Genomic DNA, 16,329 nt, shown 5'->3' with positions numbered 1-16,329 from the left:
TGTAACCTAACTAGCCTTTAGTGTAACACCTTCAGCGCATCCTTGTATGACATTCAGGACACAGGTCGACGCGCCCGTTGCACTACCCGATCCGGCATCCGCTGTTCGAACTGACGCAACAACTGACTGATTTTCTGGTGCATTGATGCATCGGCCGTGACCGAATGATGCAACCAGCGGTATACCTGCTCGTAATCTCGCGGACTGCCGGCATCGGCAAGCAGGATTTCGGCCAGCCGGATGGTGGCTGGCAAATTACCCAGAGCTGCGGCTTCTCGCAGATAGACAATGGCTTTTTCGGCATCGGGCTGTACAAAGCGGCCAATATGATAATACCGGCCTACTTGCTCCAGCCCTTCAGGTAACCCTTGCGCAGCCGCGTCTTGCATCAACTGCCAGCCACGTTCAATATCGCGAGGAACACAGACGGCGTAAGCCAGCATATCGCCCCATAAAAACTGGTAAGCCGGTAATTTCATAATATCGGCCCGGGCTTCAATGTCTCGAACCAGTTGACACTCATCATCCTGCACCCGACGCAAATGACTGTTGGTGCGGATCAATGCCAACAATTCATCCTGGGTATACAGCTGTACCGCCTCCAACTGCCGGATGCGGTTTTCCTCGGCCTGAGCTGCACTTACCAGCATCAGTCCCAACACCACTGCCTGCCAAAAATACCGTATCATCTCTGTTCTCTTTTCCAGTGCTACCAGGCATCTTCCTGGCATGGCTTGGTTTCGTCTTGACTGACAAAACTACTGACAAAACTATAGCAAAAAAAAGGCCAACTCGGTGCGGTTGGCCTTTATCACTGTGCTTTTATCGCCTACTGCTCGTTCCACTGCCGCCAGAATGGCTGCGCCAGATTTTGCTTTGGAGCTGTCAGTCGAACTTGTTCAGGCGATTGCAGCAACAGAGGGGCAAAGTACTGCTGCGATGCACTGGAACAACTTTCGTTGCTCAAATAATACAGAGCCTCCTGCAGCAAGGCTTCAGTCTCTAGCCCCCAGTCACCCGGTATGGTTTCGCGCACCGGACAGTGTGGCATCAGGCCATCGAAATAGTCACCAAAGCCCAGCGCGTTGACGGTTTGGAAATTCACTGCAAACATCACCTGCTGCCGGCGGTCAAAGTATTCCGGCTGCTGGCCAACCGGCTTACCACAGGTGGCTTCACCAATTTGCACCACTTCGATAAAAGGGGTCAACGAATTGATCACCAACTCGCTGGAGGAGCAGGAACCCGGCGTAGTAAGTACCAGCACCCGAGATAAATTCAAGAAGCTCTGGCCTCGCTGCCCCAGGCTAAACTGCCAGGTCCGGTTGTTTTGCGGGTTCTTGTCATTGTGGGAGAAAGTAACAAAGGTCTTGTTTTGTAATGTGGGCCAGGCGATGTGCGAGGCCAATTGACTGGCCACCCGAATCAAACCTCCACCGTTGTATCGCACATCCAGCACCAGTTCATCAATATTTTGTTGTTTAAAATAGCTAAATGCCTGCTCCAGTTCGGTTTCCGACAGCTCAATAAATGAATTAAACACCAGATAGCCAATACGTTTACCTTCCTTTTCCAACACTGAGCGATGCAACACCGTATTGGTAGTGACCTCACGCTTAATAAAATCGGCTTGCAGAGCATTACCGTCCGGTTTAATCCAAGCAAAGTGGCGCATCACACCATCATCATTCGCACCAAACATATCATCGTTGGTTGCCCGGCCAGCCTCTATATCGGCGTACCACTGTGCCACCGTTTTGCCTTCAATTTCAGTAATGCGATCGCCACGTTGCAAACCATTCTCTGCAGCAGAGCCATCGCTGTAAACAAAACGGATCAACAAAGCACTCTCGTTATCAACGATCTGAAACGACATGCCATAGCCGAAAAACCTGGCATCGATAAAGCGCGCCTCATACTCTTCAGCCGATAAGACATAACTGAAGCGATCATGCGATGCACGGACGGCCCGCACCAATTGATCGGCGCTGTTAAACTGGTTCAGATTGACCCGCTCTGGCATCTCCCGATACCACAGATAATCTTGGAACATCAGGCAAAATGCTTCGGCGTTGGCAGAAGCCGTCGATGGGCAATGCTGACCAGAGAACTGCGCAGGGTTAACCAGGTTGGCACCCGATGAGCCGGATGAACCAGAGCCGCCGCATGCCGCCAATAAAAACGATGCAAAAACAAGAAGATAAAATTTCATTGAGGCAACCCATTCATTACTTGATAACACATCATATAAAAAAAGCTGCCCGAAGGCAGCTTTTTTCAAGGATGCGAACAAACAACCTCAGGATTCGATAAACGGATGCCGTAAAGTGATCGTTTCAGTTCTGTCCGGGCCGGTAGAAATAATATCAATTGGCACACCGGTCAGTTGTTCCAGCCGGGCAATGTAATTACGTGCCGCTTGCGGCAGAGCCTCCACCGACTGACAACCAAAGGTGCTGTCCTGCCAGCCTGGCATGGTCTCATAGACAGGTGTTACCTGCTCGTAGCCTTCAGCTGCCAGCGGCGGCACATCCAGCACTTCACCCGATGGCATCCGGTAACCGGTACAAATACTGACAGTTTCCAGCCCGTCCAGTACATCAAGTTTAGTCAGGCAAAAACCAGAAATGCTGTTCAGTTGCACAGCCCGGCGCACCGCAACTGCATCAAACCAACCGGTACGGCGTTTACGGCCGGTGGTCGCACCAAACTCGTGGCCTTTCACCCCCAGATGCTCACCAGCAGCACAGCTTAACTCGGTCGGGAATGGACCAGCGCCTACCCGGGTAGTGTAGGCTTTAACAATACCAAGCACATAATCCAGGTAACGGGGACCAAAACCACAACCGGTAGCAACGCCACCTGCAGTGGTGTTGGAGGAAGTGACATAGGGGTAAGTCCCGTGGTCAATATCCAGTAAGGTACCCTGAGCCCCCTCAAACATAATAGCTTTGCCATCCCGACGCGCTTTATCCAGCAAGTCGGTGACATCGGTTACCATGGCTTTTAAGGTATCCGCAATCGCCAGTGCATCATCCAGAGTTTGCTGGTAATCCACCGCGTCGGCCTGGTAGTACTGGGTTAGGGTGAAGTTATGCAACTCCATCACAGTTTTCAGCTTCTCAGCAAACAGCTCTGGGTTGAACAAATCACCAACACGTAAACCACGCCGGGCCACTTTATCTTCATAGGCCGGGCCAATGCCGCGACCCGTGGTACCAATGGCTTTGGCGCCCCGGGCTTTTTCACGGGCAATATCCAGTGCAACGTGAATAGGCAGGATCAACGGGCAAGCCTCACTAAGCACTAACCGCTCTTTCACCGGAATGCCGCGTTGCTCCAGCATCGCCATTTCTTTTAACAGCGCTTCGGGAGATACCACCACACCATTGCCAATAACGCAGGTGACATTGTCACGTAAGATACCGGATGGGATCAGGTGCAGGACTGTTTTCTCACCACCAATCACCAGGGTATGACCTGCATTATGCCCGCCCTGATAACGCACCACATACGAGGCTTTATCAGTTAACAAGTCAACGATTTTACCTTTACCTTCGTCACCCCATTGGGTGCCCAGCACAACGACGTTTTTGGCCATGGTTCCTACAACATGGAAAAAAAATAGGCGTGGATTCTACCAAAACTCTGAGCAAACTGCATCTGGATGGCTGAAAAAAAGTCAGCTGCTCGTCGAAAATAATGCCAGACAGCCCAAATCAAACTGATCCGCGCATTGGTACATGGCAAAGCCAAAACGTAGCCGGTTGCCCCGGTAATCCGTAAGAATATGATGTTGCTTTAAAAAATTGGAAACAGCAGCGGCATCATCGGCGGTTGGCAAAGCAAAGGTCAAAAAGTGACCATGCTGCTGCAAATTCCGTTGTAAAAGCTGTGTCTCATTCAGCACCGATGGCACCAAAGCTCTTAATTGCTGCAAAAAGACCTGTTGCAACTGTTGCACATACCGATGAATAACCGGCACCGTCAGTTGCTCTTGCTGCAATAACAATAAGACAGCACGCAACCGGTATAAGGCGCTGTAGTCCATAGTAGCGCCGGCAAAGCGAAAGCCATTGGTGCTGTAGGGTACCTGTTCCGGACGTTGCTGTGCCAGTGCGCCAAACTCGGCAAACCAGCCGGTGTAGACAGGCCGGTATTGATTCCCTTTTGGGCACAGCATAAAGCAACAGCCTTCACCGGCCTGGGCGTACTTATAACTGCCGGCCAGATAAAAGATGCGTGATTCAATGGCTGATACATCCAGGGGTAACGCCATAAAAGCGTGGTAACCATCGATGGCGATCATGGCCTGCGATACCGCTGCAAGTTGCTGGACAAAATCGGTCAGATCGGCAATAGCCACGCCTGAGTTAAAAAACACCTGGCTGCAGAAAATCAGCTCAAACTCATTGCTGTTTGCTGCTGCAATAAAGCGCTGTTCAAAATCGGCAAAGGGTTCGGTCGGGATCACCGTCAATTCAACCAGGCCGTCCTCCTGCATCCGGCTTACCTGCCGTTGGAAGCTGTAAAATTCACTGTCGGTGGTTAACACCCGGATCGGCTTACGCCAGTCAAAACAACTTAGCAAGCGCATCACCAGTTCATGGGTATTGGGTGCAAACACCAATTGCTCCGGTTGCTGGCTGCCAAGCTGTGCCGCCAGCAAACGCTGCGTTTGTGGTAGCACCTCAGCAAAAATAGTTTGCCATTTTTCATCCGAGCAACGCGCACTTAAGTCCCAGTAATCCAGCATCGCCTGACGGGTTACATCCGGCCAGAAATGATGCGAGTGGCTGGCAAAATGCTGCTTACCCTGATGCCCTTGTAAAAAGTGTTGGTACAGATGCTGATACATAAAAGCTCACCCAGTAAAAAGGCCCCGCAGGGCCTTTTTCATTTATGGTTTCTGATTGGTTTTCATGTGTTTAAAGAAGTCATTGTCTGGTTGAATCACCAACACATCATCTTTATTACGGAAACTCCGCCGGTACGCTTCTAAGCTACGGATAAAGGAGAAGAACTCGGCATCTTTGCTGTAGGTTTCTGCGTAGATGTTGGCAGCCTGGGCATCTCCTTCACCTCGGACGGTACGGGAGTTACGCTCTGCATCGGCCAACATAACGGTCACCCGGGCGTCGACATCAGCACGAATTTTCTCCGCATCTTCCATACCACGGGAACGATGCTCCCGCGCTACGGCCTGACGTTCGGCACGCATCCGGGCGAAAATTGAAATACTGATTTCATCCGGCAGGTTGATTTGTTTCACCCGAACATCAATGACCTCAATCCCCAACTCATTGGCTGCGATGCCAGCCTGCTCCAATGCACTTTCCATCAACTCGGTCCGCTCTCCGGAAACAATTTCCGGAATGGTACGGGTACCGAACTCGGTCCGTAAGCCGTTGTTGATGTACTGCTTTAACAGCACTTCAGCCTGTTGGGTATTACCGCCGGTACTCAAAAAATACTGACCGAAATCACGAATACGCCATTTCACATAGCTGTTCACCAACAAGTCTTTCTTCTCTGCGGTGACAAAGCGGTCTGCCGGATCATCCAACGTCTGCACCCTGGCATCCAGTTTGCGGACCGTCTCGATCATTGGAATTTTAAAATGCAGGCCAGGCGCAAACACCTGCACTTCGCCTGCTGCATCCCGCTGAATTTTACCGAATTGAATCACAATGGCCCGCTCGCCTTCCGGCACCACAAAAAGTGCCGAAGACAGGATCAGGCCGGCAACCACCAGGATTGCAACAATTAAATTTTTCATGCCTTAACGTCTCCCATCACGAGTAGTGGTACCGCGAATGCCATCCTGCCGCGGCGCAGTATTTTGCGACTCCTGCAGTGACCGCTGTGGCGTTACCGGAAGTGCACTGGAAGAACCAGAGCCAGCACTACCACCTTTAAGCATCTGATCCAATGGCAAATACATGATGTTGTTGCCGCTGGTCACATCGATCAGCACTTTGGAGGTATTGCTATACACTTCTTCCATCGCTTCCAGGTACAGACGCTCGCGGGTTACCCGCGGTGCAGCAATGTATTCTGGCAACAGTTGTTGGAAACGGGCAACTTCACCCTGAGCGCGTAGAATAACCTGTTGGCGGTAAGCTTCCGCCTCTTGCATCACACGGTTGACCTGACCACGGGCACGTGGCTCGATTTCACGGGCATAAGCATCCGCTTCCCGCACAAAACGCTCCTGATCTTCCTGCGCCGCTATGGCATCGTCAAAGGCATCACGCACTTCTTCCGGCGGACGGGCATCACGGAAGTTGACATCGACCAGCGTTAACCCCATCTGGTATGGGCTGATAATAGTTTCCAGCTCCTGGCGGGTATTTTGCCGCACGACTTCACGGCCACGGGTTAGCACATCATCCATCAGGGAGTGACCAATCACAAAACGCAGTGCTGCGTCAGTCGCTTCTTGCAGACTGTTGTCGGCATTCACAACCGAAAACAGGTAAGCACGCGCATTGTACACCCGGTACTGAATTTCAAAGGTCACCCGCACCAGGTTCTGATCCTGGGTTAGCATAAAGCCATCGGTACGGAAAGAACGCACACTGGCGATATCGACCGGTCGTACCTGGTCAATGAAGGTGGGCTTCCAGTGAATGCCAGCTCCAACTTCAGTATGGTACTGACCAAAACGCAGGATCACGCCGCGCTCTGATTCTTTGATGGTGTAAAAGCCACTAAAGGCCCAAACCAAAGCAGCAACAATGGCAACCAGCAATAACACCGTGGAAACGGAGCCACCACCTGAGGTGCCCCGGTTGCCGCCACCGGCCCCACCGAAAATACCACCAAATTTTTTGCCAAAGTTACGAAATACTTCATCTAAATCGGGCGGGCCCTGATCACGACCACCTTGCTTCCAAGGATCGTTATCTTTGCCATTCTTGCCCGGCTCATTCCAAGCCATGGTCTACTCCACTGATAGTACGATTTGGGTTAATGTATCAAAAAAGCGGTTCACTGACGATATAGTTTTCCAGCAAGCCTGCACTTTGCTGCAATAAGCGCCCCCAATCGGCCGCTGACACACGAATGTGTAACTCAGTGTCGCCTTGTTCAGTAAAATGTTCTTGTTCTACCGCCTGCAACTGATGCAAGCGAGCTCGCCAGAGCCCCGCATCGGTTGGCAAGAGCAAGGTAAGCCGTAAATAATGCTGGGCCAAGCGTTGCCGAATGGCGTCCAGCAACAAAGGCAGACCATCTCCACTTTTGGCCGACAGGTAGACAGACTGAGGCAACCCTTGCTCGTCATAATCAATACGTGGCGCCAGCGCACACTGATCAATCTTATTCCACACCAACAATTGCGGCACATCAGCAGCATCGATATCAGCCAGCACTTTTTGTACCTGTGCAAGCTTGGAGGGATAATCTGCATCGGCATAATCCACCACCAGCAACACCAGATCGGCATCACGGGTTTCTTGCAAAGTGGATTTAAAAGCAGCCACTAGATCGTGCGGCAACTCACGGATAAAACCAACGGTATCGGCCAGTACCACGGCACCAAAGTTAGCCAGTTCCAGCCGGCGTAAGGTGGGGTCCAGGGTAGCAAACAATTGGTCGGCTGCATGCACATTGGCTTGGGTCAGCCCGTTAAACAACGAGGATTTGCCTGCATTGGTATAACCTACCAGCGCCAAAACCGGCACCGCTGCTCGTTGTCTGGCTTGCCTTCCCTGCTCGCGCTGTCGCGTTAGTTTGTCAATACGCTGGCGCAGCGCCGTCATCCGTTGTCGCAATAAGCGCCGGTCGGTTTCCAGCCGGGTTTCACCCGGACCACGCAAACCAATACCGCCTTTTTGCCGCTCGGCATTGTCCCAGCCTCGCACCAGCCGTGAAGACAGGTGACGCAATTGCGCTAGCTCGACCTGCAACTTCCCTTCGTAACTGCGGGCTCGCCGCGAAAAAATATCCAGGATTAGAGTTGTACGGTCAATAACCCGGCACTGGCAACAACGCTCCAGATTACGCGTTTGCGCAGGACTCAAATCGTGATTAAAAATAAGTACCGTCAGCTCAAGCGCTTCTACCTGCTGTGCCAGAGACTCCGCAATGCCAGAGCCAACATAATAGCGGCTATCCGGTTTTTGCCGCCGGCAGCGCATAGTATTAACCACTTCAACCTGAGCAGAATGAGCAAGCAATACCAATTCCTGCAAAGTCTCCTGCGGCCATTGCGCAGAAAACTCTACCTGAACCAGAATTGCCCGTTCATGATCCACTGCAGATACATCTGAAGTGTTTAACCGTGCTGAGGCCGGGGAATTAATCGTCGGCTTCGTCAGATTCATTTCCACTGTTGGTGTGAGCTATCATGGTGTTCACCGCCCGTGAAGGCACCACAGTAGAGATGGCATGTTTATACACCATTTGGCTGACGGTATTTTTCAGCAGAATGACGAATTGATCAAAGGATTCAACCTGTCCCTGCAATTTAATGCCGTTTACCAGATAAATAGAAACCGGGATCCGCTCCCGCCGTAATGTATTCAGGAAAGGATCCTGTAATGATTGGCCTTTTGCCATGTGCCGCATTCCTTATTGTTATAAGTCCGCTTGATCTATGGATTCATTCAAATTTTTCAAGATGTACAACTGACTATATTTTTGCGTCCCGGATTTTAGCTTAGCGAAGATACCACCGCTTGCAAGTTTTCCGTCAGTTTTGCTTCAGTTTTCAACCAGTTTACATTATTCCAGCCTCGCAACCAGGTTAGTTGTCGCTTTGCCAGTTGCCGGGTCGCAGCGATCCCTTGTTGCTGCATCTGCTGATAATCAATGTCACCATCCAGATAATGCCACATCTGTCGATACCCAACGCAACGCATCGATGGCAATTGCAGGTGCAAATCACCCCGTTCTTTCAGTTGCCGGACCTCCTGCTCAAAACCAGTCGCCAGCATCTGCTGAAAACGCACCTCAATACGTTGGTGCAGCTGAGCCCGATCGCTTGGCGCAATCGCAAACTGCTGTACCGGAAACGGCAAAGCAGGTCCTTGCTGCGCGGTCAGTTCTGTCATACTCTGACCTGTGAGCCGAAAAACCTCCAACGCCCGGTTGATGCGTTGCGGATCATTTGGGTGTATCCGAGCAGCTGAGACCGGGTCTATCACAGAAAGTTCCTGATGCAATGCCTCCCAGCCTTTTTCTTTAGCCTCGGACTCCAGCTGTGCCCGAATCACCGGGTCGGCTGCCGGCAACGGGGAGATGCCCTCCAGCAATGCCTTAAAATACAACATGGTGCCACCCACCAATACCGGCAAGCGGCCTCGCTGCCTGCTCTGCTCAATACAAGCCAATGCATCGCTACGAAAATCTGCCGCTGAATACGCTTCCGCCGGGTCCTTAATATCAATCAAATAATGTGGAGCTTGCGCCAACTCTTCCACTGTGGGTTTCGCAGTACCAATATCCATTCCCCGGTAAATCAACGCACTATCGACACTGATAATATCCACCGGGCGTTCAGCTGCAAGCGCCAGTGCCAAAGCAGTTTTACCTGCTGCGGTCGGCCCCATCAAAAAAAGCACCGGACTTTGCGGCATACTTAGCTCTCCAACGTGTTGATAGCGGCGCTTAGATCAACAGATACAGTCGCTTCCATAAGAGTAGCTGTCAGCAGCTCAGGCAAGCATTCTACGAGATCGTTCAACGCAACCCAATGCGCCTTAAGTAGCATATCAAATGCAGCAACCAAACCGCTTTGCTGCAGTTGCTGAAAGAATGGCAATAAGCAATGCTCGAGCGGGCTACGCTGCAACCAACGCGGCATGGCCCGCACGATCAGCAACTGATCACGTAGCACTGCATCAAAGCCAAGCGCTACCAGGGTGTCCGCCTGCTGCTGCAGCAACATCATTTCGTCGGCACTGAGCTTCAATCGCATAGGTACCAATAAGGCTTTAGTGGCTTCGCAGGGCTGACACAGCTCGGCCATGGCTTTTGCTGCACTGCGCAGCTGCACAGCGTCATCGGTCTGCAGCAGTATAAAGCGATTGTGCAGCAACATTGGTTTCGGACCTGCCGAAGTTGTTGCTGCAGCGCCGGCAGGTGCCAACACATAGGCGGCCTGGCTGGCTTCCTGCAAAGTATCCAGGTACTGCAACTGCCGCGCAACCTCAGCCGGCTTAGCTTTCGTAAGCGGATAGCCTGCGCGGCCAGCAGCGGCTCGTGATGCACTGCCCACTGCCATGGTCGGTTGTGGTGGTGTTTGCGGCTGCCAGGCCGCTGCAGTGTGTTGCTGGGCCTGTAGGTCCTGCGGTTGCAGTTGCCCCAAAGCACTGCTCAGAGCGCTAACGACAAAATCATGCACCAGCCTGGCCTGATGAAAACGCACTTCGTGCTTGGCCGGATGCACATTTACATCCACTTCGTCTGCCGGTAGTTGCAAATAGAGCACGAACACCGGCTGTTGATCGTCCCCTAACCAGTCACCGTAAGCCTGACGAATCGCATGGTTCAGCAGTTTATCGCGCATCATGCGGCCATTCACGTAGCTGTACTGGCAGCCGGGTTGACGCTCGATGGCCGTCGGAGGCAACAACCAGCCCCATAATTTCAGTTGTTGATGCTGATTTTCAATCCAGCAGGCACTGTCAGAGAAGCGACGACCACAGAGTGTGGCTACCCGCTGTAATTGCTGCTCCGGTGTCATCGCCGGTTTAAGCCGACGGACGTTTTGACCGTTATGAGATAGAGTCCAGCCAACATCAAAACGACTAAGTGCCAGCCGCTTAATCAGCTCATCAATATGGAAAAACTCGGTTTTTTCAGTCCGCAGAAATTTGCGTCTGGCCGGCGTGTTGAAAAATAAGTCCAGTACTTCGACGCTAGTCCCCACCGGATGAGCGGCAGGTTGTAACTGCACTTGCATGTCGCGACCTTCAGCACTGGCTTGCCAGGCCGTCTCCTGACTGGCAGGTCGGGACGTCAGGCTTAAACGCGCCACCGAACTGATACTGGCCAAGGCCTCACCACGAAAGCCCAGGCTGAGTATGCGTTCCAGATCATCCAGGCTGCTGATTTTGCTGGTGGCATGGCGGCTTAGTGCCAGAGTAAGCTCTTGCTGAGCAATACCACAGCCATTATCCCGGATACGCATTAACCGGGCCCCACCTTTCTCAATCTCAATATCAACTTGGCTGGCACCGGCATCCAGCGCATTCTCTACCAACTCTTTCACCACAGAGGCTGGACGTTCAACCACCTCCCCCGCCGCAATCTGGTTAGCCAGTTGTGGCGGTAAAATCTGAATCGGCATTAGTCTGGGATCCGTAGCACCTGGCCAATACGAATGGTATCGCCATTAAGCTGATTATGCTGGCGCAGCGCCTCTACCGACACATTGTACCGCTGTGCCACCAGGGATAACGACTCGCCGCGCTCGACCCGATGCTCTCGCGAGCGATGCTGGGCAAACAATGAATCGGCCGGCGGTGATTCACGAAAATGCCGGCGCAGGCCTTGGAACATTGACTGCGCCAAACGTTGCTGATGCTGAGCCGTACGAAGCTGCTGTTCTTCCTGCGGGTTAGAAATAAAGCCCACTTCGACCAATATTGAAGGAATATCGGGTGAGCGCAGCACGGCCAGGCTGGCCGCCTGTGGCTCGCGCCGGTGCAAACGGGTGATTTGCCCCAGCTCCGACAGGACATGGGTGGCAGCCTGGTGGGCCGACACCATCGAGTGGTTCATTGATAAATCCAGTACCGTTTGCGCCAGATAACGCTCTTGCGCCGAGTCACGGATAATTTCGCCGACCCCACCAAGCAGCTCAGAATGACGTTCTTTCTGCTCCAGCATCCGGCCGACTTCCGAGGTGGCGCGGCGTAGCGACAATACCCAGACGGCTGCTCCACGGGGCTGTGGTGAAGTAAACGCATCAGCATGGATCGACACCAGTAAATCCGCCTGCATCTCACGGGCAATGTCGGTACGGCGGTTCAAATGCACAAAATAATCGCCAGTGCGCACCAGCACCGCTTTCATGCCCGGCTCGTTGTTGATGAGTTCGGCTAGCCGGCGGGCAATTGGCAACACCAGATTTTTTTCATAGGTTCCGGCAGGCCCGATCGAACCTGGATCCTCACCGCCATGACCTGCATCTATGGCAATGATAATATCACGACCAGGCTGACGCTGCGCTCTGGCCTGAGCTACCGGCAGCTCGCGTTGCTCCCCTTTGAAATCAACCACCAAACGATGACCATAGGGCCCGGTCGGCGGCAAGCTAAAGACGTTGGCAGACGCTTTATCCGATAGATCCAGCACAATCCGTAGGGTCTGATTATTGGCCGTGTAACTGGAGCGGATACTCTGGATTAAGCTGGCTTCCCCCGTTGCCGTCGGCAGACGGTTTTGCGTCTTATGCTGCCGTAAATCAATAACAAAACGGTGGGGGTTCTCCAACGAAAAACTGCGATGATCCGGTGCAGCAGCTAAATCAAACACCACCCGGGTGTTTTCCGGCGATGGCCAGATACGGATGCTCTGTACTTCATTGCTGGCGGCCCAAAGCGAACCAGCCCAACAGCACCACAGCAGTCCTAACCAGCAGAACCTTTTTCTATTGTTAATCATGCGCACTCATCGTTTGTACTATCGAGCGACCAAGCTCAGTCTGGCCCTGCATTTCAATGCAGCGAACAGGCTCATCATCTGCAGCCTGGTAACTTAGCTGCACTACTAAATCTGGTTCTGGCAAAAAGCCCTGCCCCTGCTCTGGCCATTCAATCAGGCAGATTGCCTGGTCGCTGAAATAGTCGCGACCCCCAATAAATTCAAGTTCTTCCGGATCTGTTAACCGGTATAAATCAAAATGGTAAATTTGTCTAGCACCCAGCATGTATGGTTCTACCAAGGTATAGGTTGGGCTTTTGACCGCGCCCGAATGTCCCAGCGCTTGGAGCAAGAAACGACTGAAGGTAGTTTTACCGGCACCAAGTGGCCCTTGCAAAAACAACACCGCCCGCTCTGGAAGCAATAGAGCCAGCCGGGCAGCAAGTTGCTCCGTTACCGTCTCATCCTGCAAAATTCGTTGATAACTGTTTGCTGCCTGCACGCGGTTTGCCTCTGCCCATTTGCTGCTATGACCGGAGATTTTAACAAAAATTCCGTGCAACTGTTATACCCGATAGCAGTGGCACGAAAGATTACCTGCCAAGGATGCTTATGCTACCATCTGCACATCCGATCTTTACTTCCCCCATGGTATGAGCTTAGCAGCACTGGCAGCGCACATTAAAACCTGGGCCAAAGAGCTTGGCTTTTCCGACTGTGGCATCACCGATACCGATCTGACGCGGGAAGAGCCGCGTTTACAAGCCTGGCTGGAGCAAGAATTTCACGGCGAGATGGATTACATGGCACGCCATGGCATGGTACGAGCAAGGCCCGGTGAGTTATTGCCAGGTACCCAAAGAGTCATTTCGGTACGGATGGACTACTTGCCACAGCGTGCAGCCTTCGCCAGCAACCTGCAGGATCCGAGCCAGGCCTATATCAGCCGTTATGCATTGGGACGCGATTACCACAAAGTGATCCGTAAAAAACTAAAGCAGTTGGCCGAACGCATAGAGCGGGAGGTTAGCGAACTGGGCTACCGGCCTTTTGTCGATTCAGCGCCGGTGCTGGAGCGGCCGCTGGCGCAAAAAGCAGGGCTTGGCTGGGTAGGCAAACACAGCCTGTTGCTGAACAAAGAAGCAGGCTCCTGGTTTTTTCTGGGCGAGCTGCTGGTGAACCTGCCGCTGCCCATCGATCAGCCACATCAGGGCGATTGCGGCAGTTGTGTGGCCTGCATCACCAGTTGTCCGACTCAGGCCATCGTCGCCCCCTTTATCGTGGATGGCCGGCGCTGCATTTCCTACCTGACCATTGAGCTTAAAGGCGCGATTCCACTGGAGTTTCGCCCTTTGCTCGGCAACCGTATCTATGGCTGCGATGATTGCCAGTTGGTTTGCCCGGAAAACCGGGCGGCACCCCTTAGCCTTGAGGCTGATTTTCAAATCAAAGACCATTGGCGTGATCAAAGCCTGCTGGCTTTGTTTCGCTGGGATGAAACCACCTTTTTGCAGCGTACCGAAGGCAGCCCGATCCGCCGGATAGGTTTTGAGCGCTGGCAGCGTAACCTGGCAGTCGCCCTTGGCAATGCGCCTTTTTCAGAGGACATCGTGCAGGCACTGCACCAAGCCCAGGCTGACGCATCCGAACTGGTGCAAGAGCACATCGATTGGGCCTTGCAGCAACAGCAGAAAAAACAGTGGCTGGAGGACTCGATCTTGCCACGGCAAACGGAACGACTGGTACGGATTGTGAAAAAAGGCCTGCCCCGTGATGCCTGAAGCAACTTCGCGCTCATGGCCTGGCTCAGGGTAGAAAACAAAAAAGCAGCCAGAAGGCTGCTTTTTCAGAATTTGGAGCGAGTTACGAGGTTCGAACTCGTGACCTCGACCTTGGCAAGGTCGCGCTCTACCAGCTGAGCTAAACTCGCAATACACATCAGGCCTGGTAACGTTCCTGATGCCGCGCATTTTACAAAAACCAGCGGCCAATGCAAGCCCTTTATTGCGGAATTTTGAAAAAATGCGTGCGATAGGTGACTAATTCGCCGATGGAGTCGCGAATATCATCCAGCGCCAGGTGGCTGCCCTGCTTTTGCACCTGCTTCAGTACCTCTGGTGCCCAGCGCCGGGCCAGCTCTTTCACGGTACTGACATCCAGGTTGCGGTAATGGAAAAAGGCTTCCAGCTCTGGCGCGTACTCCACCAGAAAACGGCGGTCCTGACCAATGCTGTTGCCGCACATCGGCGACTTGCCGGCTGGCACATACTGGCGTAAAAACGCCAGCGTTTGCTGCTCGGCCTCGGCCAGGCTCACTGTGCTGCTGCGGCAGCGCTCGGTCAGGCCGCTTTTGCCATGCTGCTCGACACACCAGGGATCCATGCCATCCAGTACCGCATCCGGCTGCTTAATGGCCAGCGAAGGCCCTTCCGCCAGAATGTTCAGTTGGCTGTCGGTGACGATGGTGGCGATCTCCAAAATCACATCTTTTTTCGGGTCCAGCCCGGTCATTTCCAAATCCAGCCAGATTAAATTGTGTTCATTCACTGCCATCGCTGCCTCATCTGCTTACCCGCTTAAACAGCAGGATGCTTTGTAACTTGTTGGATAAGCGGTATCATACACCGCAATTTCCCATGCGACCAGCCGGCTTACTGCCTCAGCCGAGCCCGCGCACAACAGGCAAAACCGAGTGAGCCCGAAACGACGCTTAACCAAACAACAACAGGCACGCATTGCCCGTCAGAATGAGAAACGCTTAGACACCAGCCAACAAGGTGCTTCAAGCGATGACGATCTGTATTTGCCAGCCGAGCCGGGGCTAATTTTAAGCCGCTTTGGCAAGCATGCGGATGTTGAAGCGGCAGATGGCAGTGTGATCCGCTGCAATCTGCGCCGCACGTTAAGTTCGGTCGTGACTGGCGATCGGGTGGCCTTTCGCCGGGTCCGCCAATCGCAAGGCAGTGTCGATGGCATTATTGATGCGGTAGCCGAACGTGACACTGTGCTGCTGCGCCCTGATTTTTACGATGGCTTAAAGCCGGTAGCAGCCAACATCGACCGCATTGTGGTGGTGTCAGCGGTACTGCCCGAGTTTTCTGCCCACATCATCGATCGCTATCTGGTGGCGGCCGAAGTGACCGGTATTCCGCCGGTGCTGGTGCTGAATAAAACCGATCTGCTGAGCGCTGAACAACGACACGCCTTGCAGCAACAGCTGGAGCTCTATCGCGAGCTGGGCTATGCCAGCTTATGGCTGAGTGCTAAGCAGGGCGAAGGCATGGACGCACTGCAGCAGTTGCTGCAAGAGGGTACCAGTATTCTGGTTGGGCAATCCGGTGTCGGCAAGTCATCCATTATGAATGCTATTTTGCCGGAGCTGGCACTTTCTACCCAACAGGTCTCGGATGTATCTGGCCTTGGACAGCACACCACCACCGCCTCACGGCTGTACCATTTGCCTGGCGGTGGCCAGTTGATTGACTCGCCCGGCATTCGTGAGTTTGGCCTGTGGCATTTTAGCCCGGAGCAGGTCACCGCTGGCTTTGTCGAGTTTCAACCACTGCTTGGGCATTGTAAGTTTCGGGACTGCAAGCACATCAAAGACCCAGGCTGTGCTATTCTGCAAGCAGTGGCCGATGACAACATCAGCGAACAGCGGTACCAAAGCTATCTGCGGATTCTGACCAGCATGGCAGAAGACAAACCGAATCATTTTTAACAGCAAAAGAG

At 53.0% G+C, this 16,329-nt stretch carries 15 protein-coding genes and 1 tRNA gene; 2 read left to right on the top strand and 14 right to left on the bottom strand.

From position 1 onward, the window contains the following. Positions 1–53 precede the first annotated feature (53 nt). The 12 genes from QWF21_RS07035 to tsaE form a co-directional block, all read right to left on the bottom strand. Positions 54–650, bottom strand: a complete 597-nt coding sequence (locus QWF21_RS07035) for a tetratricopeptide repeat protein (protein WP_330087563.1) — start codon at positions 648–650, stop codon at positions 54–56. A 179-nt stretch (positions 651–829) separates the two neighbouring features. After that, the gene (locus QWF21_RS07030) at positions 830–2,212 is read right to left on the bottom strand and encodes a S41 family peptidase (protein ID WP_330087336.1); all 1,383 of its coding nucleotides are present in this window, start codon (positions 2,210–2,212) and stop codon (positions 830–832) included. 87 nt (positions 2,213–2,299) lie between these two features. Then, positions 2,300–3,601 (bottom strand): adenylosuccinate synthase, encoded by a 1,302-nt coding sequence (locus tag QWF21_RS07025; RefSeq protein WP_330087335.1) that lies wholly within the window; start codon positions 3,599–3,601, stop codon positions 2,300–2,302. Positions 3,602–3,682: 81 nt separating this feature from the next. Continuing rightward, positions 3,683–4,858 (bottom strand): aminotransferase class V-fold PLP-dependent enzyme, encoded by a 1,176-nt coding sequence (locus tag QWF21_RS07020; protein ID WP_330087334.1) that lies wholly within the window; start codon positions 4,856–4,858, stop codon positions 3,683–3,685. A 42-nt stretch (positions 4,859–4,900) separates the two neighbouring features. Further along, entirely contained in the window at positions 4,901–5,779 is an 879-nt protein-coding gene (gene hflC, locus QWF21_RS07015) for a protease modulator HflC (protein ID WP_330087333.1), read from the bottom strand. 3 nt (positions 5,780–5,782) lie between these two features. Then, on the bottom strand, positions 5,783–6,943 hold the full coding sequence (hflK, locus tag QWF21_RS07010) for an FtsH protease activity modulator HflK (protein ID WP_330087332.1): 1,161 nt from the start codon (positions 6,941–6,943) through the stop codon (positions 5,783–5,785). A gap of 37 nt (positions 6,944–6,980) precedes the next feature. After that, on the bottom strand, positions 6,981–8,261 hold the full coding sequence (gene hflX / locus QWF21_RS07005) for a ribosome rescue GTPase HflX (protein WP_330087331.1): 1,281 nt from the start codon (positions 8,259–8,261) through the stop codon (positions 6,981–6,983). A gap of 43 nt (positions 8,262–8,304) precedes the next feature. After that, complete coding sequence (hfq, locus tag QWF21_RS07000; RefSeq protein ID WP_330087330.1) at positions 8,305–8,565, bottom strand: RNA chaperone Hfq; 261 nt, start codon at positions 8,563–8,565, stop codon at positions 8,305–8,307. Positions 8,566–8,660: 95 nt separating this feature from the next. Continuing rightward, a complete protein-coding gene (gene miaA / locus QWF21_RS06995; protein ID WP_330087329.1) occupies positions 8,661–9,584 on the bottom strand; it encodes a tRNA (adenosine(37)-N6)-dimethylallyltransferase MiaA in 924 nt (307 codons plus the stop codon). Between the two features lie 2 nt (positions 9,585–9,586). Continuing rightward, the gene (gene mutL / locus QWF21_RS06990; protein ID WP_330087328.1) at positions 9,587–11,299 is read right to left on the bottom strand and encodes a DNA mismatch repair endonuclease MutL; all 1,713 of its coding nucleotides are present in this window, start codon (positions 11,297–11,299) and stop codon (positions 9,587–9,589) included. Next, positions 11,299–12,618 carry an N-acetylmuramoyl-L-alanine amidase gene (locus QWF21_RS06985; RefSeq protein ID WP_330087327.1) on the bottom strand — a complete coding sequence of 440 codons (1,320 nt, stop codon included), beginning with the start codon at positions 12,616–12,618 and terminating at the stop codon, positions 11,299–11,301. Before QWF21_RS06985 ends, mutL begins: the two co-directional genes overlap by 1 nt. After that, positions 12,611–13,099 carry a tRNA (adenosine(37)-N6)-threonylcarbamoyltransferase complex ATPase subunit type 1 TsaE gene (tsaE, locus tag QWF21_RS06980; RefSeq protein WP_407935268.1) on the bottom strand — a complete coding sequence of 163 codons (489 nt, stop codon included), beginning with the start codon at positions 13,097–13,099 and terminating at the stop codon, positions 12,611–12,613. Before tsaE ends, QWF21_RS06985 begins: the two co-directional genes overlap by 8 nt. Before the next feature lie 151 nt (positions 13,100–13,250). On the opposite strand from tsaE, the gene queG reads away from it, so the two are divergent. After that, on the top strand, positions 13,251–14,378 hold the full coding sequence (queG, locus tag QWF21_RS06975) for a tRNA epoxyqueuosine(34) reductase QueG (RefSeq protein WP_330087326.1): 1,128 nt from the start codon (positions 13,251–13,253) through the stop codon (positions 14,376–14,378). Between the two features lie 73 nt (positions 14,379–14,451). On the opposite strand, the gene QWF21_RS06970 is transcribed toward queG, so the two are convergent. Beyond that, positions 14,452–14,527 (bottom strand) — tRNA-Gly (locus QWF21_RS06970). A 71-nt stretch (positions 14,528–14,598) separates the two neighbouring features. Beyond that, positions 14,599–15,150: an oligoribonuclease gene (gene orn, locus QWF21_RS06965; RefSeq protein ID WP_330087325.1), complete on the bottom strand. Its 552-nt coding sequence runs from the start codon at positions 15,148–15,150 to the stop codon at positions 14,599–14,601. A gap of 139 nt (positions 15,151–15,289) precedes the next feature. Here orn and rsgA point away from each other — a divergent pair, with 139 nt between their 5' ends. Then, positions 15,290–16,318 carry a small ribosomal subunit biogenesis GTPase RsgA gene (gene rsgA, locus QWF21_RS06960; protein WP_330087324.1) on the top strand — a complete coding sequence of 343 codons (1,029 nt, stop codon included), beginning with the start codon at positions 15,290–15,292 and terminating at the stop codon, positions 16,316–16,318. Positions 16,319–16,329: the final 11 nt, after the last annotated feature.

The sequence above is a fragment of the Alkalimonas mucilaginosa genome (genome assembly GCF_036327005.1).
GTDB lineage: Bacteria > Pseudomonadota > Gammaproteobacteria > Enterobacterales > Alteromonadaceae > Alkalimonas > Alkalimonas mucilaginosa.
The sequence above is the reverse complement of the archived record's forward strand: the minus strand, read 5'-3'. Positions and strand labels throughout refer to the sequence as shown.

Excerpts from the sequence above, each read along its gene's own strand:
- QWF21_RS07025 (WP_330087335.1), bottom strand. The coding sequence starts at position 3,601 with ATGGCCAAAAACGTCGTTGTGCTGGGCACCCAATGGGGTGACGAAGGT.
- QWF21_RS06985 (WP_330087327.1), bottom strand. The coding sequence starts at position 12,618 with ATGATTAACAATAGAAAAAGGTTCTGCTGGTTAGGACTGCTGTGGTGC.
- miaA (WP_330087329.1), bottom strand. The coding sequence starts at position 9,584 with ATGCCGCAAAGTCCGGTGCTTTTTTTGATGGGGCCGACCGCAGCAGGT.
- hflK (WP_330087332.1), bottom strand. The coding sequence starts at position 6,943 with ATGGCTTGGAATGAGCCGGGCAAGAATGGCAAAGATAACGATCCTTGG.
- hfq (WP_330087330.1), bottom strand. The coding sequence starts at position 8,565 with ATGGCAAAAGGCCAATCATTACAGGATCCTTTCCTGAATACATTACGG.
- queG (WP_330087326.1), top strand. The coding sequence starts at position 13,251 with ATGAGCTTAGCAGCACTGGCAGCGCACATTAAAACCTGGGCCAAAGAG.
- QWF21_RS07020 (WP_330087334.1), bottom strand. The coding sequence starts at position 4,858 with ATGTATCAGCATCTGTACCAACACTTTTTACAAGGGCATCAGGGTAAG.
- QWF21_RS07030 (WP_330087336.1), bottom strand. The coding sequence starts at position 2,212 with ATGAAATTTTATCTTCTTGTTTTTGCATCGTTTTTATTGGCGGCATGC.
- hflC (WP_330087333.1), bottom strand. The coding sequence starts at position 5,779 with ATGAAAAATTTAATTGTTGCAATCCTGGTGGTTGCCGGCCTGATCCTG.
- orn (WP_330087325.1), bottom strand. The coding sequence starts at position 15,150 with ATGGCAGTGAATGAACACAATTTAATCTGGCTGGATTTGGAAATGACC.
- QWF21_RS07035 (WP_330087563.1), bottom strand. The coding sequence starts at position 650 with ATGCTGGTAAGTGCAGCTCAGGCCGAGGAAAACCGCATCCGGCAGTTG.
- mutL (WP_330087328.1), bottom strand. The coding sequence starts at position 11,299 with ATGCCGATTCAGATTTTACCGCCACAACTGGCTAACCAGATTGCGGCG.